The sequence below is a fragment of the Streptosporangium sp. NPDC006930 genome (assembly GCF_040635605.1).
In the GTDB taxonomy this organism is placed as follows: domain Bacteria; phylum Actinomycetota; class Actinomycetes; order Streptosporangiales; family Streptosporangiaceae; genus Streptosporangium.
In genome coordinates this window covers 1-19,027 of record NZ_JBEYID010000018.1, presented here as the reverse complement: position 1 = coordinate 19,027, position 19,027 = coordinate 1, and the positions used below count along the sequence as shown (strand labels likewise).

Sequence of the window (19,027 nt, the reverse complement as noted above, 5' to 3'; positions counted from 1 at the left end):
CGGCCTTTCTATGTCAATCTTCATTATTTTTAGAAAAAGCGACGCAGCACTCCCCGGGACGCGGGTCCAGCCTGGCTGTCGAGGCGTCCTGTCCGAGCGCGTCGAGCATCCCGCGGCACAGCCCCAGGTTCACCGAGCAGACCAGCAGCGGATGCTCCTCGGCGGGCACGTGGAACGGGCAGTTGCGCAGCCGCACCCGGCCGTCCTCCTCGTAGGGCTCGTATCCGCGTCGCCTCAGCACACCGGCGAGGTCCTCCCCCTCGTCGGCGAACCGGGCCCCCGCGCGCCGGGCGACCTGCTCGGCCCTCTCGTCCCCGCCGAGCGACTCGACCGCCTCCGCCAGCACCAGGGCGAGGGTGCGATAGTCCCTGGCGGGCACGTTGACCTGCCACTCCCCCCGCGCCCTGCGATAGACCTTCGCCGGCCTGCCGCTGCCGGGCCCCGTCCGCTCCGTCAGCCGCCGGAACCCGCTCTCGAGCAGGCCCACCTCGACGAGCCTGTCGAGGTGGAAGGCGGCCAGGGTTCGCTGCACCCCTACCGCCTCTGCCGCCTCGTTGCGTCCCACGTCGTGGCGCTGGAAGGCCACGTAGTCGTAGACGGCCCGGCGCACCGGGTCGTGCAGTATCGCCACCGTGTCGAGATCGTCGCCACTCACAGCCCGGATTATAGGCCGCGGATTTCGGGGAGAAATCCGGCGCATCCCGCACCCCGTACTCGGGAAACCCCCGGACCGACTTGATGGAAGCGTAATCCCAAAATCAAACACTCTCCGCACACTTCCATCAACCCAGCGCTAATATGAAACATTTTCGGCATACCCAAAAAGGGATCTTATTTTTCAGAAAATCAGCGCCGTCCTGTTTAGGACATGCGACCTCCTTGCACGACATGGATCGGCCATGTAACACTAAATCCGTTTGCTTGCCAGCCTCAAACGAGGAGTGACAATTGGAAATTCCTTTCGCCCTCAACACAGTCTCCTCTGGCGCACAGCAGGTTCTCGACCCTCCCACAATCACGGGAGAGTACGACGAGGAGCAGCAGCTTTGGGTTGGGCGGTCGAATGAGCAGGCCGAGATCTGTCTCTGCTCGAACAGCAACTTCAGCTGGTACCAGTGTTTTGACGTTTTCTTCGGCGACTGGTGCTGATTTACTGCTCTTTCAAGAGAACCTTTAACGTCGAAGAATTTGGCGCCGGATTCTCCGGCAGACGCTCGACGTTGACCGGCCGCCGTTCACCACCGTGACCACCACGATGCGGTGACCAAGCGAGCAGAACGCGCCCGATCGTTTCCCACCGGTTCAGGCCGGCGAGCGATCGGGCGCGTTCGTGTCCCGGGTCACGGCTACCGGCCCGCACTCCCCTGACTCCTGGCCAGGGCCTGCCAGTACTTGACCATCTCCGCCCAGTTCTCCGTGTCGAGCGCTCCTTTCCTTCGGACCACGCCGTCCTCGACATGGTAGAAAAAGGGCGTCGCCCCCCGTGGGTTGTACAGACGGCGCAGCACGTGCTTGCGCGCGACGATCACGATGTCCGCGGTGATCTGGTGCCTGGCCCTGAGGACGTCGCGGGCCTCACGCGGGGAGAACGAATCGGTGAATCCGACCAGGACCATCCTCGTCCCCGAGACCTTCGCGATCCGGTTTATCTTCTCCAGGTTCGGAAAATGCGCACGGCAGCCCGCGCAGTCCTGCGAGACGAAGACCAGGGCGACGGACGACTCGGCCAAGTCCCCGAGGGAGAGGATCGCACCATCTATCGATTCGGCGTCGAACGGAGGCGCGGGAGCGTCCAGCGGGAGGGAGGGGATCTCCGGAAGCTCCTTCGGGGGATCGAACAACGGCCTGAGCTTCCTGATCACCCGGAAGAGCAGGAAGGAGTTGGCGAACACGGCGATCCACAGCAGCAAGACGAGGGTCTCGGTACTCAAGCCCTCTCCTCCCTGTCTTTCGGTGCGGAGCGGGGAAAGACGACGAGCGAGACGTCGCGAAGGTGAAGAAGGAACGCGAGGGTCGTCCCGCTCATCACCGTGACCGTGAGGAGTTCCAGAGGCTCGAATCCGGCACGAGGGGCCGGCGAGCCCGCCAGAAAGAGCGCGGAAAGCGCGGCGACGATGATCAGGATCGTGTTTCGCGCCACGTCGAACCCTGTGACCTGCTCCTTGCTCTTGCCGAAGCAGTTGCACGAAACCTTCCTGCCCTGCGCGAGGGAGACCACCAGAGCGGTCGTGAAGGCCCCCAACAGGAGCGCCGCCAGCGCGAACCCGAGAACCAGGAGGTCTCCGGCGATCAGCATGAGCACGACGACGCTCAGTTCCGCCAGGAACACCAGGCACAGCACCAGCCACACGGCGTTCCCGCGGATCGGCACCAGCGACCGGATGGCGGCGCGGAACGACGTGATGTCAGCCACTTTGCCGACGAGCGAGACGGCGAAGACCAGGCTTGTAAGAACACGGCAGAACAGGAACACATAGGGGTCGGAGAGCACATTCACGTCCGTGATCCCCGACCGCTTCGCGGGGGCCAGCTTCTGGAGCAGGGCGTCAAAGGGCACCGGTCCCGCGGGCCAGGCACGCCACCAGAGCGTCGGTCATACGCAACTCGGGCACCTTTCTCTCGACGAACATGAACTGTCCGACCGGATTGTTCTCCAGGAACACGAACCTGCCGTCCGGGGTGACGACGAGGTCGAGCGCACCAAAAGTGAGTCCGTAGCTGTGCACGAACTCCAGGCAGCGGGTCTCCACGCTCTCCGGGAGCACGGCCCTGCGGTAGGGGATCGTTATCCTCGCCTGCCTGAAGTCCACACTGGTCTCGGGAGACTCCTGGGAATGGATCTCGGCCGCGAAGATCTCATCGCCGATGACCGTGGCCCGTATCTCGTAGCTCTTGGGAATGTGCTCCTGGAAGAGGCAGGGGCTTATCCTTATCGCCTCAAGGCGGGACAGATCCTCCTCTGTGACAACCCGCACCGCGAAGTCGACCTCCTGCGGGCTCTCCCCGGCCCTCGCGGCCGAGGCAAGCGCCGTAGGGCCGGTCATGCTCTTGAAGACGATCCGGCCGGAACAGGCCTCATGGAATTCACGGACCGCGTCGGGATCGGTCGCTATGAGCGTGCGTGGCACCTCGAAGCCCATGCGTGCCGCCCTCTGCAGCTGCTCGGGCTTCCAACTGGCCGCGCGGATCACGTCTGGCCGGCTCATCCAGTAGCAGTCAACCGACTCCCACAGCCCTCCCATGGTATGCCGGGTCTCCGCGTCGGCGAATCTCCGTGAAACCGAGTCCAGATGGTGCGGAAAGACATAACCCTCCGGCCGCCGGACCAGGGCGGATTTCAATTCGGAGAGCTCGACGACCCGCCCACCACCAAGCCGAATACCACCGGTCCAGCTCTCCGAATCCAGGCGAAGCTCAATCAGCGTTTTCTGAGGAACGTCATCGGTGTTCAGCCTAACCACGCTTTGACGGATCTCGTTCAGCCTGCCGATGATGATGTCGCTGTGCGCGTCATTTCTGTTCGTGAACACCAGAATCTGCCGAATCAACGCAGAGTCACTCGCCCACCACTGCCAGCAAGAGCCCCTCCCGGAGAACGATGGCATGCCACGATAAACACGATCATTTATGCGACTATACGATCAGAATGAGCGATCATGCCACCCCATTAACACCGAAAATTTGATTCGGCAGGCACGCCGCTGTTTCGCGATATGCGATTTCGCCCCTGTCGCGCGAGGTAGGCCCAGCAATGCCGACGAGCGACCGGGGTACCGGCCAGGGACGCGCCCTGACTTTCCGGGGCGAGGGCGGTCCCGCCCCCAGCGCTCCGCTAGAAAATCCTTCAGCGGCCGGAGAGCATGCTCCTGAACCGGCGATCCCGAATCCGCAGGAGTGATCCGGGAAGCGTGAAGCCCGGCCGTGCGCTGGCACGGCCGGGCTTAGGGACGAAAGTTCACCTCGGCGCGATGGCCGACCGGTGTAATCGTCAGTAGGCGCCCAGCACGTCGACCAGGAAGACCAGGGTGTCGGTGCCCTTGATCTTCTCGCCGGAGCCCTCCTTGCCGTAACCGAGGTCCGGCGGGATGCTCAGCAGCACCCGGCTGCCGATCGGAACACCGACCAGCCCCTGGTCCCAGCCCTTGATGACCTTGCCGGTGCCGATCTGGAACATGATCGGCTGGGCGCCGCGGGACCAGCTGCTGTCGAACTCGACGTCCGATCCCCAGATCTTCCCGGCGTACTGGACCAGGATCGACTGGCCGGACTTGACCTCGGGGCCCGTGCCCTGGATCACGGTCTTGGCGACGAGCTCCTTGGGAGCCTTCTTCTTGGTCTTGGTGGTGAGCTTCGGCGCGGCGTCTCCGGCCGGGTTCTCCACCTTGACACCGTCGAGACCGGGGTCGGTCGCGGTGCCCTTGGCGGCCTTCTCCTGGGGGACGCCCACGACGTCGACCACGAAGACCTGCGACTGGCCGGGAGGGGCCTGTGCCTGCTGCTCGGCGGGCAGCGCGTCCTTGGCGACGACCGACATGAACCTGCCGCCGCCCTTGGTCTCGGCGAAGCCCTTACGGAGGATCTCCGGGACCTGCTCGTTGAGCGTGATGACCTGCGGCCCGCCCTCGTCGTAGGTCGAGCCGGCGAGCTTGTTCTCCTTGCCGTCCCAGGTGAAGACGGTGAAGTTGGCGATGACGCTGGCGCCGGGCTTGGCGGCCTCCCCCGTGGTGCCGGGGGTGAGCACCTTGTAGGAGGAGGTCTCGACGACCTTCGGCGGGAACGCGACGGTCGGCTTGGCGCCCGCCTGCCCGGTCACCTGCAGCTCGGTGACCCCGCCGGCGCTGCTGGCGGAACTGGAGGCGCCGGTGGCCGCGCCCCCGTCGGAGCCGCATGCTGCGGCGAATATCAAAGGCACTGCGGCCAGTACGGCCATGCTGCGGCGGCGCATAGGTATCCCTCAAGCAGACGTCAGGTTGGCGCCACATTACCCGTCCCGGCGTACGGAGGAGGTAAGGCCGGGACGAGCTTGCCGAAGTATGACCGTCACATTCCGGCGATGAGCTTGTCCACCCTCTCGTCGACGCTACGGAAGGGGTCCTTGCACAGCACGGTGCGCTGCGCCTGGTCGTTGAGCTTCAGGTGCACCCAGTCGACGGTGAAGTCGCGGCGCTTCTCCTGCGCCTTGCGGATGAACTCACCGCGCAGCCGGGCCCGGGTGGTCTGCGGCGGCACCGACTTGGCCTCGAAGATCTTCAGATCGGAGGCCACCCGCTCCACCGCACCGCGCTTCTGCAGCAGGTAGAACAGGCCACGGCGGCGGTGCACGTCGTGGTAGGCGAGGTCAAGCTGAGCCACCCTGGGGCTCGACAGCGGCAGGTCGTACTTCTGGCGGTAGCGCTCGATCAGCTGGTATTTGGTCACCCAGTCGATCTCGCGGGCGACCTTGTCGAGGCTGCCGGTCTCGACCGCGTTGAGCGTACGCTCCCACAACTCCAGCACCCGGTGGCTGACCTCGTCGCCGCCGCGGCGGTCGACGAAGTCACGGGCCTTGGAGAGGTATTCCTCCTGGATCTCCAGCGAGGACGCCTCCCGGCCGTTGGCCAGCCGCACCCGCCGCCGCCCGGTCATGTCGTGGGAGACCTCCCTGATGGCCCGGATCGGGTTCTCCAGGGACAGGTCTCGCATCACGGTGCCCGCCTCGATCATGCGGAGCACCAGGTCGGTCGCGCCGACCTTGAGCAGCATGGTCGTCTCGCTCATGTTCGAGTCGCCGACGATGACGTGCAGGCGGCGGAACCGCTCGGCGTCGGCGTGCGGCTCGTCGCGGGTGTTGATGATCGGACGCGACCGGGTGGTGGCGCTGGAGACGCCCTCCCAGATGTGCTCGGCCCGCTGGGAGACGCAGTAGACCGCTCCACGCGGGGTCTGCAGCACCTTGCCCGCCCCGCAGATGATCTGCCGGGTGACCAGGAACGGGATGAGCACGTCCGCCAGGCGGCCGAACTCGCCGTGCCGGCCGACCAGATAGTTCTCGTGGCAGCCGTAGGAGTTGCCCGCGGAGTCGGTGTTGTTCTTGAACAGGTAGATGTCGCCGGCGATCCCCTCCTCCCGGAGGCGTTTCTCGGCGTCGACGAGGAGACCCTCCAGAATGCGCTCGCCCGCCTTGTCGTGGGTGACGAGCTCCACGACGTTGTCACACTCGGGGGTGGCGTACTCGGGGTGGCTCCCCACGTCCAGATACAGGCGCGCCCCGTTGCGAAGGAAGACGTTGCTCGATCGGCCCCAGGAGACGACACGGCGGAATAGATAACGCGCTACCTCGTCGGGTGACAGCCGCCGCTGCCCCCTGAACGTGCAGGTGACGCCGTACTCGTTCTCAAGCCCGAAGATGCGACGATCCATTGCCTCACACTATTCGCCGAACCCCTCTCGCGGGAGGGATCATGGGGTTTTCGGTCGTACGGCTTATGCCCCAGGCTGTGAGCGGCTAAGCGCGGACACGGCCCGCGCCCGGTTCCCGCCGGGCGCGAGTGGTGCGAAGGCGCCGGGATCGACGGCCTCGATCAGCCTCCGCCCTGCCAGAAGATCTCGACAACCTTGGTGATCCTGCCGTTCTCCGTGGTGATCAGGGCCGGCCGGTAGAGGCCCTCGACTCCGGTCAGCGAGGCTGCCTCCCTGACGTTGTCGATCAACGTCTGACGGGTGCAGCTCTCGGTGCCGAGGTTGGTGGCCTTGTCGTAGGTCTGTGTCGTGCCCTCGCAGCCGCTGTCGGCGAGAAACTTCACGTCCTCGGCGATGGGCGCCAGGTAGCGGACCACGTCGCCTTCCTCGGGACCGTCGAAGTGACCGTCCTCGCCACCGCGCTGGACGAAGCGGATCGGCCGGTACTCGGCCACCCCGTTGTCGTCCACGTCGGTGAGCCAGCCCCTCAGGACGCCCTCGAAGGGCGGCGGACGCCCCTTGCTCCAGTCGTGTTCCGGAGCCGCCTGGAACTCGGTACCGAAGAGCTCGGGGACGGCCGCGGTGGAGCCTGGGGTGGGGGTCGGCGCGCTCGTCGAGGGAGCGGGCGCGGAGGAGGACGCGACCGGCAGAGGTGCGGAGGCGGACTCCGCGGCGCAGCCGGACGCCAGCGCCACGGCCGCGAGCAGAGCCAGCGCCACACCGGGCCGTCGAGGAGCCGCGAGGGCGGTCATACGGAGGGCGGATCCGGTCCGGGAGGTGTTGTTCACACGGAGTGTGACCACCGTGGGGCGGGGCCGGTTGTCCGGAGACGATGTGATCCAGGACACATCACAGCGACACTCCGCTCTCACCGTCCCCGCTCCGCCGGGAACGCCACCCCCGGCGAGGCGGAACACCGATGTCGCGGGCTGTCGCCCGGGTCGTCCGGCGCCGGCGCGCCACTTGCCCGAGTCGTGCTTTTTCGCGACCTCTTTGACGGCGCGGACCACGGCGTGCCGGTGACCGACCGTCCGGCGCGGGAGTGCCGTGCCGCCACCGTTCTCAGGCGTCCCGCAGGAGAAGACCTGCCTTCCGGCGCGGGGGTGCCGTCCCTTGGAGGACGGCACCCCCGCGCCGTGCGGTCAGACCACCCGGCGCGGCACCGGCGTCGCCCGCGGACGCGGTCAGCCGCTGGATCCGGTGTCGATGTCGCCGTCGGGCGCGGTCGGCGGGGCGCCTGGCGTCTCGGGTGCGGAGAGGGGGTTCTCCCCTCCTGTCTTGGCGGCCGGCTCGGCCGCGGGAGCACCTTCGGCCAGCAGTCGCTCCAGCCTGGGGCCGTTGAGCCGCAGGAACTTGCGGTGCGGGCGGTTGCGGTCGAGCACCGCCACCTCCAGCTGGTTCGCGGGGAAGCGCTCGCCTCCCGGCTCGGTCAGCGCGAACAACGCCGCCTCCAGCGCCTCGGTCAGCGACAGGCCGTCGCGGTAGCGCTCCTTGAGGCGGGCCGCCACCGTCTCGGCCTGGCCGCCCATGGCCACCAGCCCCGCCTCGTCGAAGACCGAGCCGTCGAAGGTCAGCCGGTAGATGTGGTCCTCGTCGGAGGAGTCGCCGACCTCGGCGACCACGATCTCCACCTCGAACGGCTTCAGCGACTCGGTGAAGATCTGGCCGAGGTTCTGCGCGTAGAGGTTGGCCAGGCCACGGGCGGTGACGTCGTCGCGAGCGTAGGTGTAGCCGTTGATGTCGGCGTATCGGATGCCGCCGAGGCGCAGGGCCTCGAACTCGTTGTAGCGGCCGACCGCGGCGAACCCGATCTTGTCGTAGATCTCACTGATCTTGTGCAGAGCGCGGGACGGGTTGGGAGCGACGAACAGGATGCCGTCCTCGTACTGCAGGACGACGACGCTACGGCCCCGCGCGATCCCCTTGCGCGCGTAATCCGCCTTGTCCCGCATCTGCTGCTCGGGCGAGACATATCCAAAAGGCATGGACACCTGGGGTGATCCTCTCGTGTTAGCGCAGCGGGGCGGTGGGGCCGTCGGGGTGGTCGGCCCGGGATTCGACCACGACCCGGACGAGCTCTCCGACCTCCTCGTCGGGAAGCCGGCGGTATCCGTCGGCGGTGATCACCGCGACGACGGGCCAGATCTTGCGGGTGACGTCGGGGCCGCCGGTCGCCGAGTCGTCGTCGGCCGCGTCGTAGAGTGCGTGGATCAGCATCAGCACGGTCTCCTCGGGGGAGGCACCCTCGCGGTAGAGCTTCTTCAGAGCGCCTCGCGCGAAGATCGAACCGGATCCGATCGAGTGGTAGTGGTGCTGTTCGTAGGGACCGCCGCCCACGTCGTAGCTGAAGATGCGGCCACCGTCGACATCGGGGTCGTAGGCGGCGAAGAGCGGGACGACCACGAGCCCCTGCATCGCCATCGGCAGGTTGCCGCGGATCATCGTGGCGAGCCGGTTGGCCTTGCCCGTCACCGAGAGCGTGCGGCCCTCGCGCTTCTCGTAGTGTTCGAGCTCCACCCGGTAGAGGCGGGCCATCTCGATGCCCGTGCTCGCCGTCCCCGCGATGCCCAGGCCCGAGTGGTCGTCGGTGCGGAACACCTTCTCCATGTCACGCTGGGAGATGATGTTGCCGGAGGTCGCCCGGCGGTCTCCCGCGATCACCACGCCGCCGGCGCACATCGCCGCGACGATCGTGGTGGCGTGCGGGATGCGATCGCCCACCGAGGTCGCCAGGACCTCGTTACGGCCAGGCAGCAAGTCCGGCGAATGGGACCTGACGAACTCGGTGAACGAGGAGCTCCCGGTGTCGGTAAAGATGTGATTCACCATGCCGGCGGGCAGGTCCCTGTGAGATCCCACGCGACTCCCTCCAAAGGTGCGGTCCTTTAAGGCCCGACCTTACTCATCTTGCCGTGTTGCTTGCACTTCCCTGGATCAGCTCAGCGCGAACCACACTCCGCCGGGCTTTTGAATCTTTACGGATGATCGGCTCCGGTCACCGGATCTCGCGCCGATCCTCCCCGGGGCACGGCGAACACGACGGGGTCGCGAAAACGGCGAAGGCCCGCCCGGCCCGCGTGGGAGGCGGGGCGGTGGCCGTGGAACGGCTCTCGATTCCCTCCGGGAGCATTCCCGGAGGGGTCTCCCCTGGTCGGCTCAGCGTGTTCGCGGCGATCGGAGGCGGAGCACCCACCAGGGCGCTCCCGGCGGGGTGCGGCCGCACGTCACCCGCCAGCCGGGCCCGGCGGGAGCCGAGCCGGGCCCGCGGTCAGAACGGGTCCTCCGACTCTCCGCCGGATCCGTCCTCACCTCTGACCTTTGACTCCAGCGGACGAACCTACTGTCCGCCCTTCTGCACGTAACTCCTCACGAACTCCTCTGCGTTCTCCTCCAGCACCTCGTCGATCTCGTCGAGAATCGCGTCGACGTCATCGGAGAGCTTCTCGTGACGCTCCTGAACGTCGGAGGTCTCCGCCGGGGCGGTCTCCTCGACTTCCTTGTCGGTCCGGCCGGTCTGCTTCTGGCCGCCGGTGTCCTTGCTTGCCATGTGTGGCACCTCCACCTGGGGGACGGATCTGATTCATATCTTCCCCGAACCGGGCGACATTGCGCGCGGATCATCCCGCGATCTTTGCGGGAGCCCGTACGGGCCGCGCCGAGCTCCTGCCCGTCAGGAGACCTCCTCCTGGTGGACATGAGGCGAAATCCACCCACCTTGACTGGATAGCAAGTCTATCCAATAATCGGATAGCACCACTATCCAAAGAAGAGGGGCCCATGTCACCGTCGTCGCTGAGCACAGCCGGAACGCTCCTCATCACCGTGCCCGCCGTGGCCTTCGGCGGGGTCTCCCTGCTCGCGCACATCATGCGCGGCATCCCCGGCTACATGGACAACCCGGTGCGGCGCGGCCTGTGGCGGGCCGGCCACGCACACGCGGGCGTCCTGGTGCTCTTCGCGCTCGTCGCCCTGCTCTACGTCGACCACGCGGATCTGCCCGGCGGCCTGAAGGACCTGACGCGGATCCTGATCGTGGCGGCGCCGATCCTGATGCCCCTGGGCTTCTTCCTGTCCGTCGTACGCCCCTCCGACACGAAGCCGAACCGGCTGATCTGGCTGGTCCCCGCAGGCGGGGTGGCACTGGGTGCGGGCACGCTGATGCTGGGGATCGGTCTCCTCTGAACCTCCACGAACCCGCGGCGACGCTCCCGGCGGCACCTCGATCTCCGCCGCTGCCTCCGCGACCGCGCACGAGCGTCCCGTGGCCCCGCATCGGCTTGTGTGAGCATCATCACTCACCGGATCCAGGCGAATTCGCCGCCCCGAGGGAGATCGGGAACGTTCCAGGTAGGTCTTCGCGACCGAAAACTGCGATCATTGGGGGGTGAGCACCATCATCGCGCGCAGGTACAAGCTCGTCTCACGCGTCGGACAGGGGGCGACCGGTGTCGTCTGGCGTGCATACGACCTGCTTCTGGAGCGAGAGGTGGCCCTCAAGGAGATACTTCTGCCACCCGGGCCCGCCGCGGCCGAGCAGCGGCGGCGGGTGGTCAGGGAGGCTCGCATGGCGGCGCGGCTGAGCCACCGGGGCATCGTGACGGTGCACAACCTCACCGAGGAGTCCGAGCGGCTCTGGATCGTCATGGAGTTCCTGGAGGCGCTGACGCTGCACGACACGCTCGTGCAGGCGGGCCCGCTCCCGGTGGATCTTGTGGCGGCGATGGGCTGCCGCCTGCTGGAGGCGTTGCGGCACGCGCACGACGGCGGGGTGATCCACCGCGACATCAAACCCGCCAACATCATGCTGACCGGTGATCGCGTGGTGCTGGCCGACTTCGGCTTCGCCGCGCCGGAGGGGGCGGCGACGACCTCGACCCGGGGCACCCCGGCCTTCATCGCGCCGGAGGCGCTGCAGGGCAGGGGCGGCACCCGCGAGGCGGACATGTGGTCGTTCGGCGCGACGCTGTACATGGCGGTGGAGGGCAGGACCCCGTTCCGCACGGTGAACTCGATGGCGGCGCTGGTCGCGGCCCTGCGCGAACCGCCGCGCGCGCCGAAGCGGGCGGGCGCCCTGGAGCCGGTGCTGCGCGGGCTGCTGCGCAAGGACCCGCGAGCGCGGCTGAGCGCCGAACGGACCTCGAAGATGCTTGAGGACGTGCGTTGCTTCAGCGCGGCCTGAGGCCGTTCACGAACGTTTCCGAAACGCTTTCACCACCCTCGGGAACGGTTTTCCCGAATCCGCAAACGGGCTTTACGGACGTGAAATAAAACGACATAAAGCCCGCGCACCTAAATCGTTACAGAGAATCACCCTAGGTAATCACCCAGTGCATCGTTCCAGATGGAAATATGAATCAGCTGAGGTGCCCGGCTTCTATGTGCAGCAGGTGATTCATGGGAACAGGTGCGAGGAAGGCACGCTTACTGGGTGATCGCTATCACCTGGCCTCGCCTATCGGGCGGGACGGTGTGGGCACGATGTGGCGGGCCCACGACTCCCTGCTCAGGCGGAATGTGGCGATCAAGGAGATCCAGCCTCGGTTCACCGAGGACGGGATGGACATGCACGACGCACGGCGGTGGGCCCTGCGCGAGGCGCGCTCGGCCGGGAGGCTGAACCACCCGGCGGTGATCTCCGTGCACGACCTGCTTGAGGAGGGCGGGCGGCTCTGGATCGTCATGGAGTTGCTGGAGGCCCTCACACTCAAGGAGACCGTGCGGCACCTGGGCCGCCTGCCGATCCACTGGGCGGCGTGGATCGGCTTCCAGTTGCTGGGCGGGCTGCGCCACGCGCACGGGGCGGGTGTCCTGCATCGGGACATCAACCCGCGCAACATCCTGCTCACCGGCGACCGGGTGGTGCTGGCCGACTTCGGCATCGCGGCGCTGCAGGGCGATCCGGGCGACTCCACGACCCTACCGTTCGTCCATGTTCCCTCCTTCGTCGCGCCGGAGCGGCTGCGGGGCAGCCCACCGACCCCGGCGAGCGACCTGTGGTCACTCGGTGCGAGCCTGTACTTCGCGGTGGAGGGCCGTCCTCCGCGCCCCACCTCCCGCACGCCTGCGCAGCGCCTTCCTGTGGGCGGCGGGTACGAGGATCCGGCGACACCGGCGGGAGTGCTGTGGCCCGTCCTGGAAGGGCTGCTCCGGCGCGACCCGGCTGCCCGCATCAGCATGGGACAGGCCGGCCGCATGCTGTCGGCGATCCTCCACACCGAGGGGGTGGCTCTGGCCCCACCACGGCTGCCCGCGGCCAGGCTGCCACCGGACGCCTTCGCCTAGGATCCCGCGGCGTTTCACCGGATGTTCGAGACAGGGAAAAGCGTCCTTGGCCTCTTCTTCCGCCGGGCGACCCCGGGTTTCGCGAAATCGGGCCGTCCGGCGGAGCACGCTTCTCGAATAAATGGACACAAGGCCGTGGCCGAGGCCGACAGATAAAGGCCGGTGGAAATGAAGGGAAGGCCGGATGCCGGAATTTCCGGCTCACGAACCGGCTCGAGCCGAGGGGGGTGTCAGACGGCCGGGACCCGGCGGCAGGCCTCGACGAACCTGGAGGCCAGGTGGGGACTGCCGGCCCAGTGCAGGTGCAGGTAGGAGGCGGTGATCCGGCCGTCGGCGAACCCGTCGGCGCCACCACGCCAGCGGAACAGCGGCCGGTCGGGGACGGGCTCGACCGCGGTGCGGTGGAACTCGTGGCCCCGGTAGCGCTCGCCGTTCCTGGTGAGCGGCGAGTCGCGGACGGCCACCGCGTCGCGATAGCCGAGGGTGAGGGTGCCGGTCATCCTGGCCTCGACGTCGAGGAGCCCGCACATCGGCCTGCCGTCCAGCCTCCTGGAGAGATACAGCAGGCCCGCGCACTCGGCCGAGATCGGCCCCTCGAACGCGGCGACCTGATCGCGCAGCGGCTCGTTGGCCGACAGCTCGGCCGCGTGAACCTCAGGGAAACCACCTCCGATCACGATCCCGCGAGTCCCCTCCGGGAGGGCCTCGTCGACGAGCGGGTCGAAGGGGACGATCTCGGCTCCCGCCGCCGCCAGCAGCTCGGCCTGCTCGGTGTAGCCGAAGGTGAACGCCCGCCCTCCGGCGACCGCGATCCTCGTGACGGGAGCGGCGGGCGGTCCGGGAGTCCACGGGACGGCGGGCAGCGGCGGCGCCCCGCGGGCGAGGCGCAGGAGTTCCTCCAGGTCGCAGGAGGCGGCTACCAGGTCCGCGACGGTGTCCAGGGCACCGGCGGCCTGGGTTCGGCGCTCGGCGGCGGGAACCAGGCCCAGGTGCCTGGAGGGGGTGGTGACGGCGTCGCTGCGGCGGATCGCCCCGAGCACCGGGACGCCGCTCTCGGCGAGCGCCTCGCGGCAGACGGCCTCGTGCCGCTCGGAGCCGATCCGGTTGAGGATCACCCCGCCGAGCCTGATCCGGGTGTCGTAGGAGGCGAACCCGTGCACCAGCGCCGCGACGGAGCGGCTCTGCCTGGCGGCGTCCACGACCAGGACCACCGGGGCCCCGAGCAGCCTGGCGACGTGAGCGGTGGAGGCGAACTCGGTGGAGCCCGCGCCGTCGTACAGGCCCATCACGCCCTCGACGACCGCGATGTCCGCCCCTGCCGCGCCGTGCAGGAACAGTGGGGCGACAAGGTCCTCTCCCGTCAGGAAGGGGTCGAGGTTGCGTCCGGGGCGGCCGGTGGCCATGGCGTGGTAGCCGGGATCGATGTAGTCGGGCCCCACCTTGTGCGGGGACACCGCCATGCCCTGGCGGGCGAGGGCCGCCATCAGGCCGGTCGCCACGGTCGTCTTACCCGCTCCTGAGGCGGGGGCCGCGATGACGATCCTGGCTACCATTCGATGCCTTTCTGTCCCTTCTGCCCGGCGTCCATGGGGTGCTTGATCTTGCCCATCTCCGTGACGAGGTCGGCGGCGTCGAGCAGCCGGGGGTCGGCGTCGCGGCCGGTGACGACGACGTGCTGGCTACCGGGGCGCCCGCGCAGGGTCTCGACCACCTCCTCGACGTCGATCCAGCCCCACTTCATCGGGTACGTGAACTCATCCAGCACGTACAGGCGGAACGTCTCGGCGGCGAGGTCGCGCCTGATCTGCTCCCAGCCCTCGCGGGCGTCGGCGGCGTGGTCCTCCTCGCTGCCGGGGCGCTGGATCCAGGACCAGCCCTCGCCCATCTTGTGCCAGGAGACCGCCCCGCCCTCACCGGAGTCGCCGAGCACCCGCAGCGCCCGCTCCTCTCCGATCCGCCACTTGGCGGACTTGACGAACTGGAAGACCCCGATCGGCCAGCCCTGGTTCCAGGCGCGCAGGGCCAGGCCGAAGGCCGCGGTGGACTTGCCCTTGCCCGGCCCCGTGTGCACGATCAGCAGCGGCCGGGTGCGGCGCTGTCTGGTGGTCAGGCCGTCCTCGGGCACGCTGACGGGTCTGCCCTGCGGCATCGTCGCCCTCCCCTCACTGTCATCCGGTTCACTGTCATCCGGCTCACTGTCATCCGGCACCGTCCATCCGGTACGGCCTCCTCGCCGTACTCACAGACCTCGGACCTTCGCGGTCACGCGGCGCCACGCCTCTCCCGGACCATCCCGGCCAGGTCGGTGAGGTCGTCGAGGCGTACGGTCTCCGCGCCCATCCGCGCCGCCAGGGAGGCGGCGAGGCCGAGGCGCACGGGCCCGCCCTCGCAGTCGACCACCACGCCCGCCACCCCGGCCAGCAGTCCCGCCGCGCGGTGGGACTCCTCGGCGGTTCCCGAGGTGGTCCGCCCGTCGGTGACCAGGACCACCAGCGGGCGTCTGGACGGATCGCGCAGGCGTTCGACCCTGAGCACCTCGGCGGCCCGCAGCAGACCGGCGGCCAGCGGGGTCCGGCCTCCGGTGGGAAGCTCGCGCAGCCGGGCCGCGCCGGCCTCGACGGAGGAGGTGGGCGGCAGTACCAGGTCGGCGCGGGCGCCGCGGAACGTGATGAGCCCGACCTTGTCGCGGCGCTGGTAGGCGTCGAGGAGCAGGCCGAGCACCGCTGCCTTGACCGCGCGCATGCGTTGCCTGGCGGCCATGGAACCGCTCGCGTCCACGACGAACAGCACCAGGTTGCCCTCGCGGCCCTCGCGGACCGCCTCCCTGAGATCGCCGCGGCGCAGCAGCAGTCCTGGCCCGTTCCTGCCCCGCGCGACCTGGTACGGGGCGGCGGCGCCGATGGTGGCCCGCAGATGAAGGGAACCGGTGTGGCCCTCGGGGACCCTGGCGCCCGTGGTACGGCCCAGGGGTGTCCTGGCGCGTGACCGGCGCCCGGGAGCTCCGGCGCCGACGCCTGGGACGGTGAACAGCCTGTTCCCGCTCCCGGGCTCGGCGTCGACGATCTGTTCGCGGGCCGGTGCTCCCCCGGCCGTCTCCGACGGCTCCCGGGGTTGTGCGGCCTGAGCCTCCCACGCCTCGGGGACGGGGGCGTCCAGGGCGTCCGCGGCCCCGTGCGGGGAGCCGTCCCCGCCGTCGTGCCCTCCAAAGCCGCCGGGATCGTCCGAGGTGGCGTCCCCGGCCTCGGAGCCGTGGTCGGATACGGGGTCCGAGCCTCCCTCCGTGCCCCCCTCACGGCCTCTGCCGGGATCGGTGCCGCCGGGGTCGTCCGGGTCCTGGGGACCGTCAGGATCGGGGCCGGGGTCGTCGGGGATCCTGTCCAGGAGATCCTGGAGCCTGGACTCGTCCAGGCCGGGCGCGTCGAAGGGGTCGCGGCGACGGCGGTGCGGGAGCGCGAGCCTGGCCGCCTCCCGGACGTCGTCGGCGGTGACGGAGGTGCGGCCCTGCCAGGCGGCGTGCGCGATCGCCGCGCCGGCGGTGACCAGGTCGGCCCGGAGCCCGTCCACCTCGAAGCCCGCGCAGACGGTGGCGATCCCGAGCAGCGCCGCCTCCGGCAGGACGACCTGGGCGACCCTGGCTCGAGCCTCGGCGATGCGCGCGGCCAGCGCCCGCTCCTCGTCCGACCAGGCGGCGGCGAACGCGGCGGGGTCGGCCTCGAAGGCCAGACGGCGCCGGACCACCTCCGCCCGCTGGGATGCCTCCCGCGAGGCCCTTACCTCAACGGTCAGCCCGAAGCGGTCGAGCAGTTGCGGGCGCAGCTCCCCCTCCTCGGGGTTCATCGTCCCGACCAGCAGGAACCGGGCGGCGTGCCGTACCGACACCCCCTCGCGCTCGACGTAGCAGGTGCCGAGGGCCGCGGCGTCGAGCAGCAGGTCCACCAGGTGGTCGTGGAGAAGGTTGACCTCGTCGACGTACAGGACGCCCCGGTGGGCGCCCGCGAGGAGACCGGGTTCGAAGGATTTCACGCCCTCGGTGAGGGCACGCTCGATGTCGAGGGAGCCGACGAGGCGGTCCTCGGAGGCGCCGACGGGCAGCTCGACCAGGCGGGCGGGCCTGATGGACCGGGCCGCCGGTTCCGCCGGGACCTCGTGTGGCCCGTCGGGACAGGCGGGGTCGGGGGCGGCGGGGTCACAGGAGAACCGGCAACCGGTCACCACCTCGACAGGCGGCAGGAGAGCGGCCAGCGCCCGCACGATCGTGGACTTGGCGGTGCCCTTCTCCCCTCTGACCAGTACTCCCCCGACGCGGGGGGAGACCGCGTTGAGGATCAGCGCGAGTTTCAGGTCCTCCAGCCCCACGATCGCGGTGAAGGGATAGCGGGGGTTACGCACCTTGGGGATCTCCTTCGCGTCGCCGGGGTGTTCATCGCGTTCACGTCGTCGGGTGGTCGGGCCGTCAGGGGAGGTGGTTGAGCCGCCAGCGCCCGCCGCGCCCGGTGAGTGCCACGCGGGCCAATGGCGCGACGTCGACGCGCCAGAAGGACCGGGCGGGGGCACCGAGGGCGTGGACGACCGCGGCACGGATGACCGCCGGATGGGTGATCGCGACGGCCCTGCCGGGGGTACGGACGGCGAGCCAGCCGGAAACCCTGGCGAGGAGCGCGGTGATCGACTCCCCGCCGTGGGGCGCCGCGCCCGGATCGCCGAACCAGGACGCGAGCGCCTCGGGCTCCGCTGCCTCGACCTCGCCGAGCGTCATGCCACTCCAGCGGCCGTGGTCGCAGTCGGCGAGCAACGGGTCGTGCTCCACCCGCAGGCCGAGCGCCGCCGCCGTCTGGACGCAGCGCAGCTCGGCCGGGCAGGCCGCGGGACCGGGGTCTGCCCCGCCGAAGTACCGCGCCATCCTCTCGGCCCGGCGCAGGCCGCGTTCGTCGAGTGGTTCGTCGACGGGGAACGCGGCCCGCGCCGTCGCCGAGGTGGAGGCGTGGCAGACCAGGAGCAGGCGGGTGACCCCCGAGGGGGTCGTCACACCGGGCCGCGCCTGCGGGCGGCGAAGGCGAACAGCGCGCCGACACCGGCCCAGAAGACCGCCTGGGTCCCTATCGAGGCGATCCGGAAGTCCCACAGGAGATCGGCGGGGAAGCCCTGGGGCACCTCCGAGATCTCCGGCAGGAGGATCCAGGCCGCGACGACGGGGACCAGGAAGGCGGCGCCCGCCGACAGCCAGCGCACCCACGGTTCGCTCCGCGAGGCGTAGCGGTAGGCGGCGGTGCCGGCGGCGACGGCGAGGATCCCGATCACCACGGCGACCAGATAGAGCACGGTGCGCTGGTCGATGGTCTCCGGGTCACCGACTGCCGGTGGGTTGGCGGGATATTTCATGAAAGGGATGAGGACGACGGAGGTGAACGCGGCGGCGGCGAGCGTGACCGCGAGCACCGGTTCCGAGCGAGGTCCCGCCCGGCCGCGTACGGCCGCGTAGACGAGGGAGAACAGCCCTCCGACCGCCAGGCCGTACAGGCCGAGGGCGAGGAAGAGCCCGAAACGCTGCCCGTCCCTGCTGACGAGGGCCTCCTCCTCGTCGTGGGAGTGGGCGGCGGTCCCGGTGTCGTCGTGTGGTTCGGCCCCGGAGGCGGCCGCGGCCGCCTCCTCGAGCGCGATGGCCTGGTCGATGCGTGGTTCGCCGACGGTGTAGGCGAAGACGGCCGCGAGCAGCCCTGCGAGCAGTCCGGCGACGAGGCCCCGGACGATGAGTTTGGAGATCACCTGTGGCTCAGTGGCACGGTACGCCGAGCAGGTGACGCCCGTCGTGCATGAGTTCGTGCAGGTAGTTTCCCGCCTGGGAGATCGCCCCCTGGTCGAAGGTGACCAGATAGGCGAGAAGCAGCAGCACCGGTACGGCGAGCAGCCAGCGGGTGAGCGAGTGCCATGGGATGGGCTGGGTGTGCGGTGCCGAGATCTGGCTCACGGCCACCTCCTCCGGGATTGACGCGTCCCTTTTCGTAGGTCGGTGGCGGCCGAGTGTGACCTGGCTCCCGGCCCTCGCGGGCCGGATTACAGTGGCGCGACCGCACCGGAATTTCACCGGATTTCCCTCGCACCGCCACAAAGCACCCGGAACGTATCCCGATTTCCCGTCCCCCGTCAATCCAGGTGTCCGGTTTAACAGGATTCGGTGGGCACGAAGAGGGGGGAGGTGGGCCCGGCCGGGCCCCCCCCCCCCACAGGGCCGCACATCGCCCCCGGGAGGCGCGGCACCACCACCCCGGCGGGGAAGCACACCGCCAAAAACGAGCCCCCCAGGGCCGCG

At 69.1% G+C, this 19,027-nt stretch carries 20 protein-coding genes and 1 riboswitch; of the genes, 4 read left to right on the top strand and 16 right to left on the bottom strand.

What is annotated here, in order from left to right; genetic code table 11:
* Positions 1-13 precede the first annotated feature (13 nt).
* Entirely contained in the window at positions 14-655 is a 642-nt protein-coding gene (locus ABZ664_RS27685; RefSeq protein WP_362515934.1) for a transcriptional regulator, read from the bottom strand.
* Positions 656-948: 293 nt separating this feature from the next.
* Here ABZ664_RS27685 and ABZ664_RS27680 point away from each other — a divergent pair, with 293 nt between their 5' ends.
* A complete protein-coding gene (locus ABZ664_RS27680) occupies positions 949-1,149 on the top strand; it encodes a hypothetical protein (protein ID WP_362515932.1) in 201 nt (66 codons plus the stop codon).
* Between the two features lie 197 nt (positions 1,150-1,346).
* Here ABZ664_RS27680 and ABZ664_RS27675 read toward each other — a convergent pair whose 3' ends face one another.
* The 9 genes from ABZ664_RS27675 to ABZ664_RS27635 all read right to left on the bottom strand — a co-directional run bounded on the left by ABZ664_RS27675 (position 1,347) and on the right by ABZ664_RS27635 (position 9,985).
* On the bottom strand, positions 1,347-1,931 hold the full coding sequence (locus ABZ664_RS27675) for a hypothetical protein (RefSeq protein ID WP_362515928.1): 585 nt from the start codon (positions 1,929-1,931) through the stop codon (positions 1,347-1,349).
* Positions 1,928-2,557 carry a MauE/DoxX family redox-associated membrane protein gene (locus tag ABZ664_RS27670; RefSeq protein WP_362515925.1) on the bottom strand — a complete coding sequence of 210 codons (630 nt, stop codon included), beginning with the start codon at positions 2,555-2,557 and terminating at the stop codon, positions 1,928-1,930. Before ABZ664_RS27670 ends, ABZ664_RS27675 begins: the two co-directional genes overlap by 4 nt.
* Positions 2,547-3,530, bottom strand: coding sequence for an MvdC/MvdD family ATP grasp protein (locus tag ABZ664_RS27665; RefSeq protein ID WP_362515923.1), 984 nt, complete (start codon positions 3,528-3,530; stop codon positions 2,547-2,549). The genes ABZ664_RS27670 and ABZ664_RS27665 overlap by 11 nt, the downstream gene beginning before the upstream one ends.
* 458 nt (positions 3,531-3,988) lie before the next feature.
* Positions 3,989-4,945, bottom strand: coding sequence for an FKBP-type peptidyl-prolyl cis-trans isomerase (locus ABZ664_RS27660; protein ID WP_362515921.1), 957 nt, complete (start codon positions 4,943-4,945; stop codon positions 3,989-3,991).
* 95 nt (positions 4,946-5,040) lie between these two features.
* Positions 5,041-6,399, bottom strand: a complete 1,359-nt coding sequence (gene pafA, locus ABZ664_RS27655) for a Pup--protein ligase (RefSeq protein WP_350948306.1) — start codon at positions 6,397-6,399, stop codon at positions 5,041-5,043.
* Positions 6,400-6,560: 161 nt separating this feature from the next.
* Entirely contained in the window at positions 6,561-7,190 is a 630-nt protein-coding gene (locus ABZ664_RS27650) for a hypothetical protein (protein WP_362515919.1), read from the bottom strand.
* A gap of 432 nt (positions 7,191-7,622) precedes the next feature.
* Positions 7,623-8,423, bottom strand: a complete 801-nt coding sequence (prcA, locus tag ABZ664_RS27645; RefSeq protein ID WP_362516247.1) for a proteasome subunit alpha — start codon at positions 8,421-8,423, stop codon at positions 7,623-7,625.
* Positions 8,424-8,448: 25 nt separating this feature from the next.
* Positions 8,449-9,267 (bottom strand): proteasome subunit beta, encoded by an 819-nt coding sequence (gene prcB / locus ABZ664_RS27640; protein WP_362516245.1) that lies wholly within the window; start codon positions 9,265-9,267, stop codon positions 8,449-8,451.
* A 508-nt stretch (positions 9,268-9,775) separates the two neighbouring features.
* Entirely contained in the window at positions 9,776-9,985 is a 210-nt protein-coding gene (locus ABZ664_RS27635; RefSeq protein WP_329079325.1) for a ubiquitin-like protein Pup, read from the bottom strand.
* 230 nt (positions 9,986-10,215) lie between these two features.
* On the opposite strand from ABZ664_RS27635, the gene ABZ664_RS27630 reads away from it, so the two are divergent.
* The 3 genes from ABZ664_RS27630 (at position 10,216) to ABZ664_RS27620 (ending at position 12,720) form a co-directional block, all read left to right on the top strand.
* A complete protein-coding gene (locus ABZ664_RS27630) occupies positions 10,216-10,620 on the top strand; it encodes a hypothetical protein (RefSeq protein WP_362515917.1) in 405 nt (134 codons plus the stop codon).
* Between the two features lie 202 nt (positions 10,621-10,822).
* Positions 10,823-11,617: a serine/threonine-protein kinase gene (locus tag ABZ664_RS27625; protein ID WP_350948302.1), complete on the top strand. Its 795-nt coding sequence runs from the start codon at positions 10,823-10,825 to the stop codon at positions 11,615-11,617.
* A 215-nt stretch (positions 11,618-11,832) separates the two neighbouring features.
* Positions 11,833-12,720 (top strand): serine/threonine-protein kinase, encoded by an 888-nt coding sequence (locus tag ABZ664_RS27620; protein WP_362515914.1) that lies wholly within the window; start codon positions 11,833-11,835, stop codon positions 12,718-12,720.
* A gap of 230 nt (positions 12,721-12,950) precedes the next feature.
* On the opposite strand, the gene ABZ664_RS27615 is transcribed toward ABZ664_RS27620, so the two are convergent.
* The 6 genes from ABZ664_RS27615 to ABZ664_RS27590 all read right to left on the bottom strand — a co-directional run bounded on the left by ABZ664_RS27615 (position 12,951) and on the right by ABZ664_RS27590 (position 18,685).
* A complete protein-coding gene (locus ABZ664_RS27615) occupies positions 12,951-14,273 on the bottom strand; it encodes a cobyrinate a,c-diamide synthase (protein WP_362515912.1) in 1,323 nt (440 codons plus the stop codon).
* The gene (cobO, locus tag ABZ664_RS27610) at positions 14,267-14,869 is read right to left on the bottom strand and encodes a cob(I)yrinic acid a,c-diamide adenosyltransferase (protein ID WP_362515910.1); all 603 of its coding nucleotides are present in this window, start codon (positions 14,867-14,869) and stop codon (positions 14,267-14,269) included. Before cobO ends, ABZ664_RS27615 begins: the two co-directional genes overlap by 7 nt.
* A gap of 113 nt (positions 14,870-14,982) precedes the next feature.
* Positions 14,983-17,109: a VWA domain-containing protein gene (locus ABZ664_RS27605; RefSeq protein WP_362515908.1), complete on the bottom strand. Its 2,127-nt coding sequence runs from the start codon at positions 17,107-17,109 to the stop codon at positions 14,983-14,985.
* 64 nt (positions 17,110-17,173) lie between these two features.
* On the bottom strand, positions 17,174-17,746 hold the full coding sequence (locus tag ABZ664_RS27600) for a histidine phosphatase family protein (RefSeq protein WP_362515906.1): 573 nt from the start codon (positions 17,744-17,746) through the stop codon (positions 17,174-17,176).
* Positions 17,743-18,483, bottom strand: a complete 741-nt coding sequence (locus ABZ664_RS27595; protein ID WP_362515904.1) for a CbtA family protein — start codon at positions 18,481-18,483, stop codon at positions 17,743-17,745. The genes ABZ664_RS27600 and ABZ664_RS27595 overlap by 4 nt, the downstream gene beginning before the upstream one ends.
* A gap of 7 nt (positions 18,484-18,490) precedes the next feature.
* Positions 18,491-18,685, bottom strand: a complete 195-nt coding sequence (locus tag ABZ664_RS27590; protein ID WP_362515902.1) for a CbtB domain-containing protein — start codon at positions 18,683-18,685, stop codon at positions 18,491-18,493.
* 34 nt (positions 18,686-18,719) lie between these two features.
* Positions 18,720-18,850, bottom strand: a riboswitch (cobalamin riboswitch).
* Positions 18,851-19,027: the final 177 nt, after the last annotated feature.

Coding starts and splice junctions, on each gene's coding strand:
- cobO (WP_362515910.1), bottom strand. CDS start 14,869: ATGCCGCAGGGCAGACCCGTCAGCGTGCCCGAGGACGGCCTGACCACC.
- prcA (WP_362516247.1), bottom strand. CDS start 8,423: ATGCCTTTTGGATATGTCTCGCCCGAGCAGCAGATGCGGGACAAGGCG.
- prcB (WP_362516245.1), bottom strand. CDS start 9,267: ATGGTGAATCACATCTTTACCGACACCGGGAGCTCCTCGTTCACCGAG.
- ABZ664_RS27630 (WP_362515917.1), top strand. CDS start 10,216: ATGTCACCGTCGTCGCTGAGCACAGCCGGAACGCTCCTCATCACCGTG.
- ABZ664_RS27660 (WP_362515921.1), bottom strand. CDS start 4,945: ATGCGCCGCCGCAGCATGGCCGTACTGGCCGCAGTGCCTTTGATATTC.
- ABZ664_RS27635 (WP_329079325.1), bottom strand. CDS start 9,985: ATGGCAAGCAAGGACACCGGCGGCCAGAAGCAGACCGGCCGGACCGAC.
- ABZ664_RS27615 (WP_362515912.1), bottom strand. CDS start 14,273: ATGGTAGCCAGGATCGTCATCGCGGCCCCCGCCTCAGGAGCGGGTAAG.
- ABZ664_RS27650 (WP_362515919.1), bottom strand. CDS start 7,190: ATGACCGCCCTCGCGGCTCCTCGACGGCCCGGTGTGGCGCTGGCTCTG.
- pafA (WP_350948306.1), bottom strand. CDS start 6,399: ATGGATCGTCGCATCTTCGGGCTTGAGAACGAGTACGGCGTCACCTGC.
- ABZ664_RS27620 (WP_362515914.1), top strand. CDS start 11,833: ATGGGAACAGGTGCGAGGAAGGCACGCTTACTGGGTGATCGCTATCAC.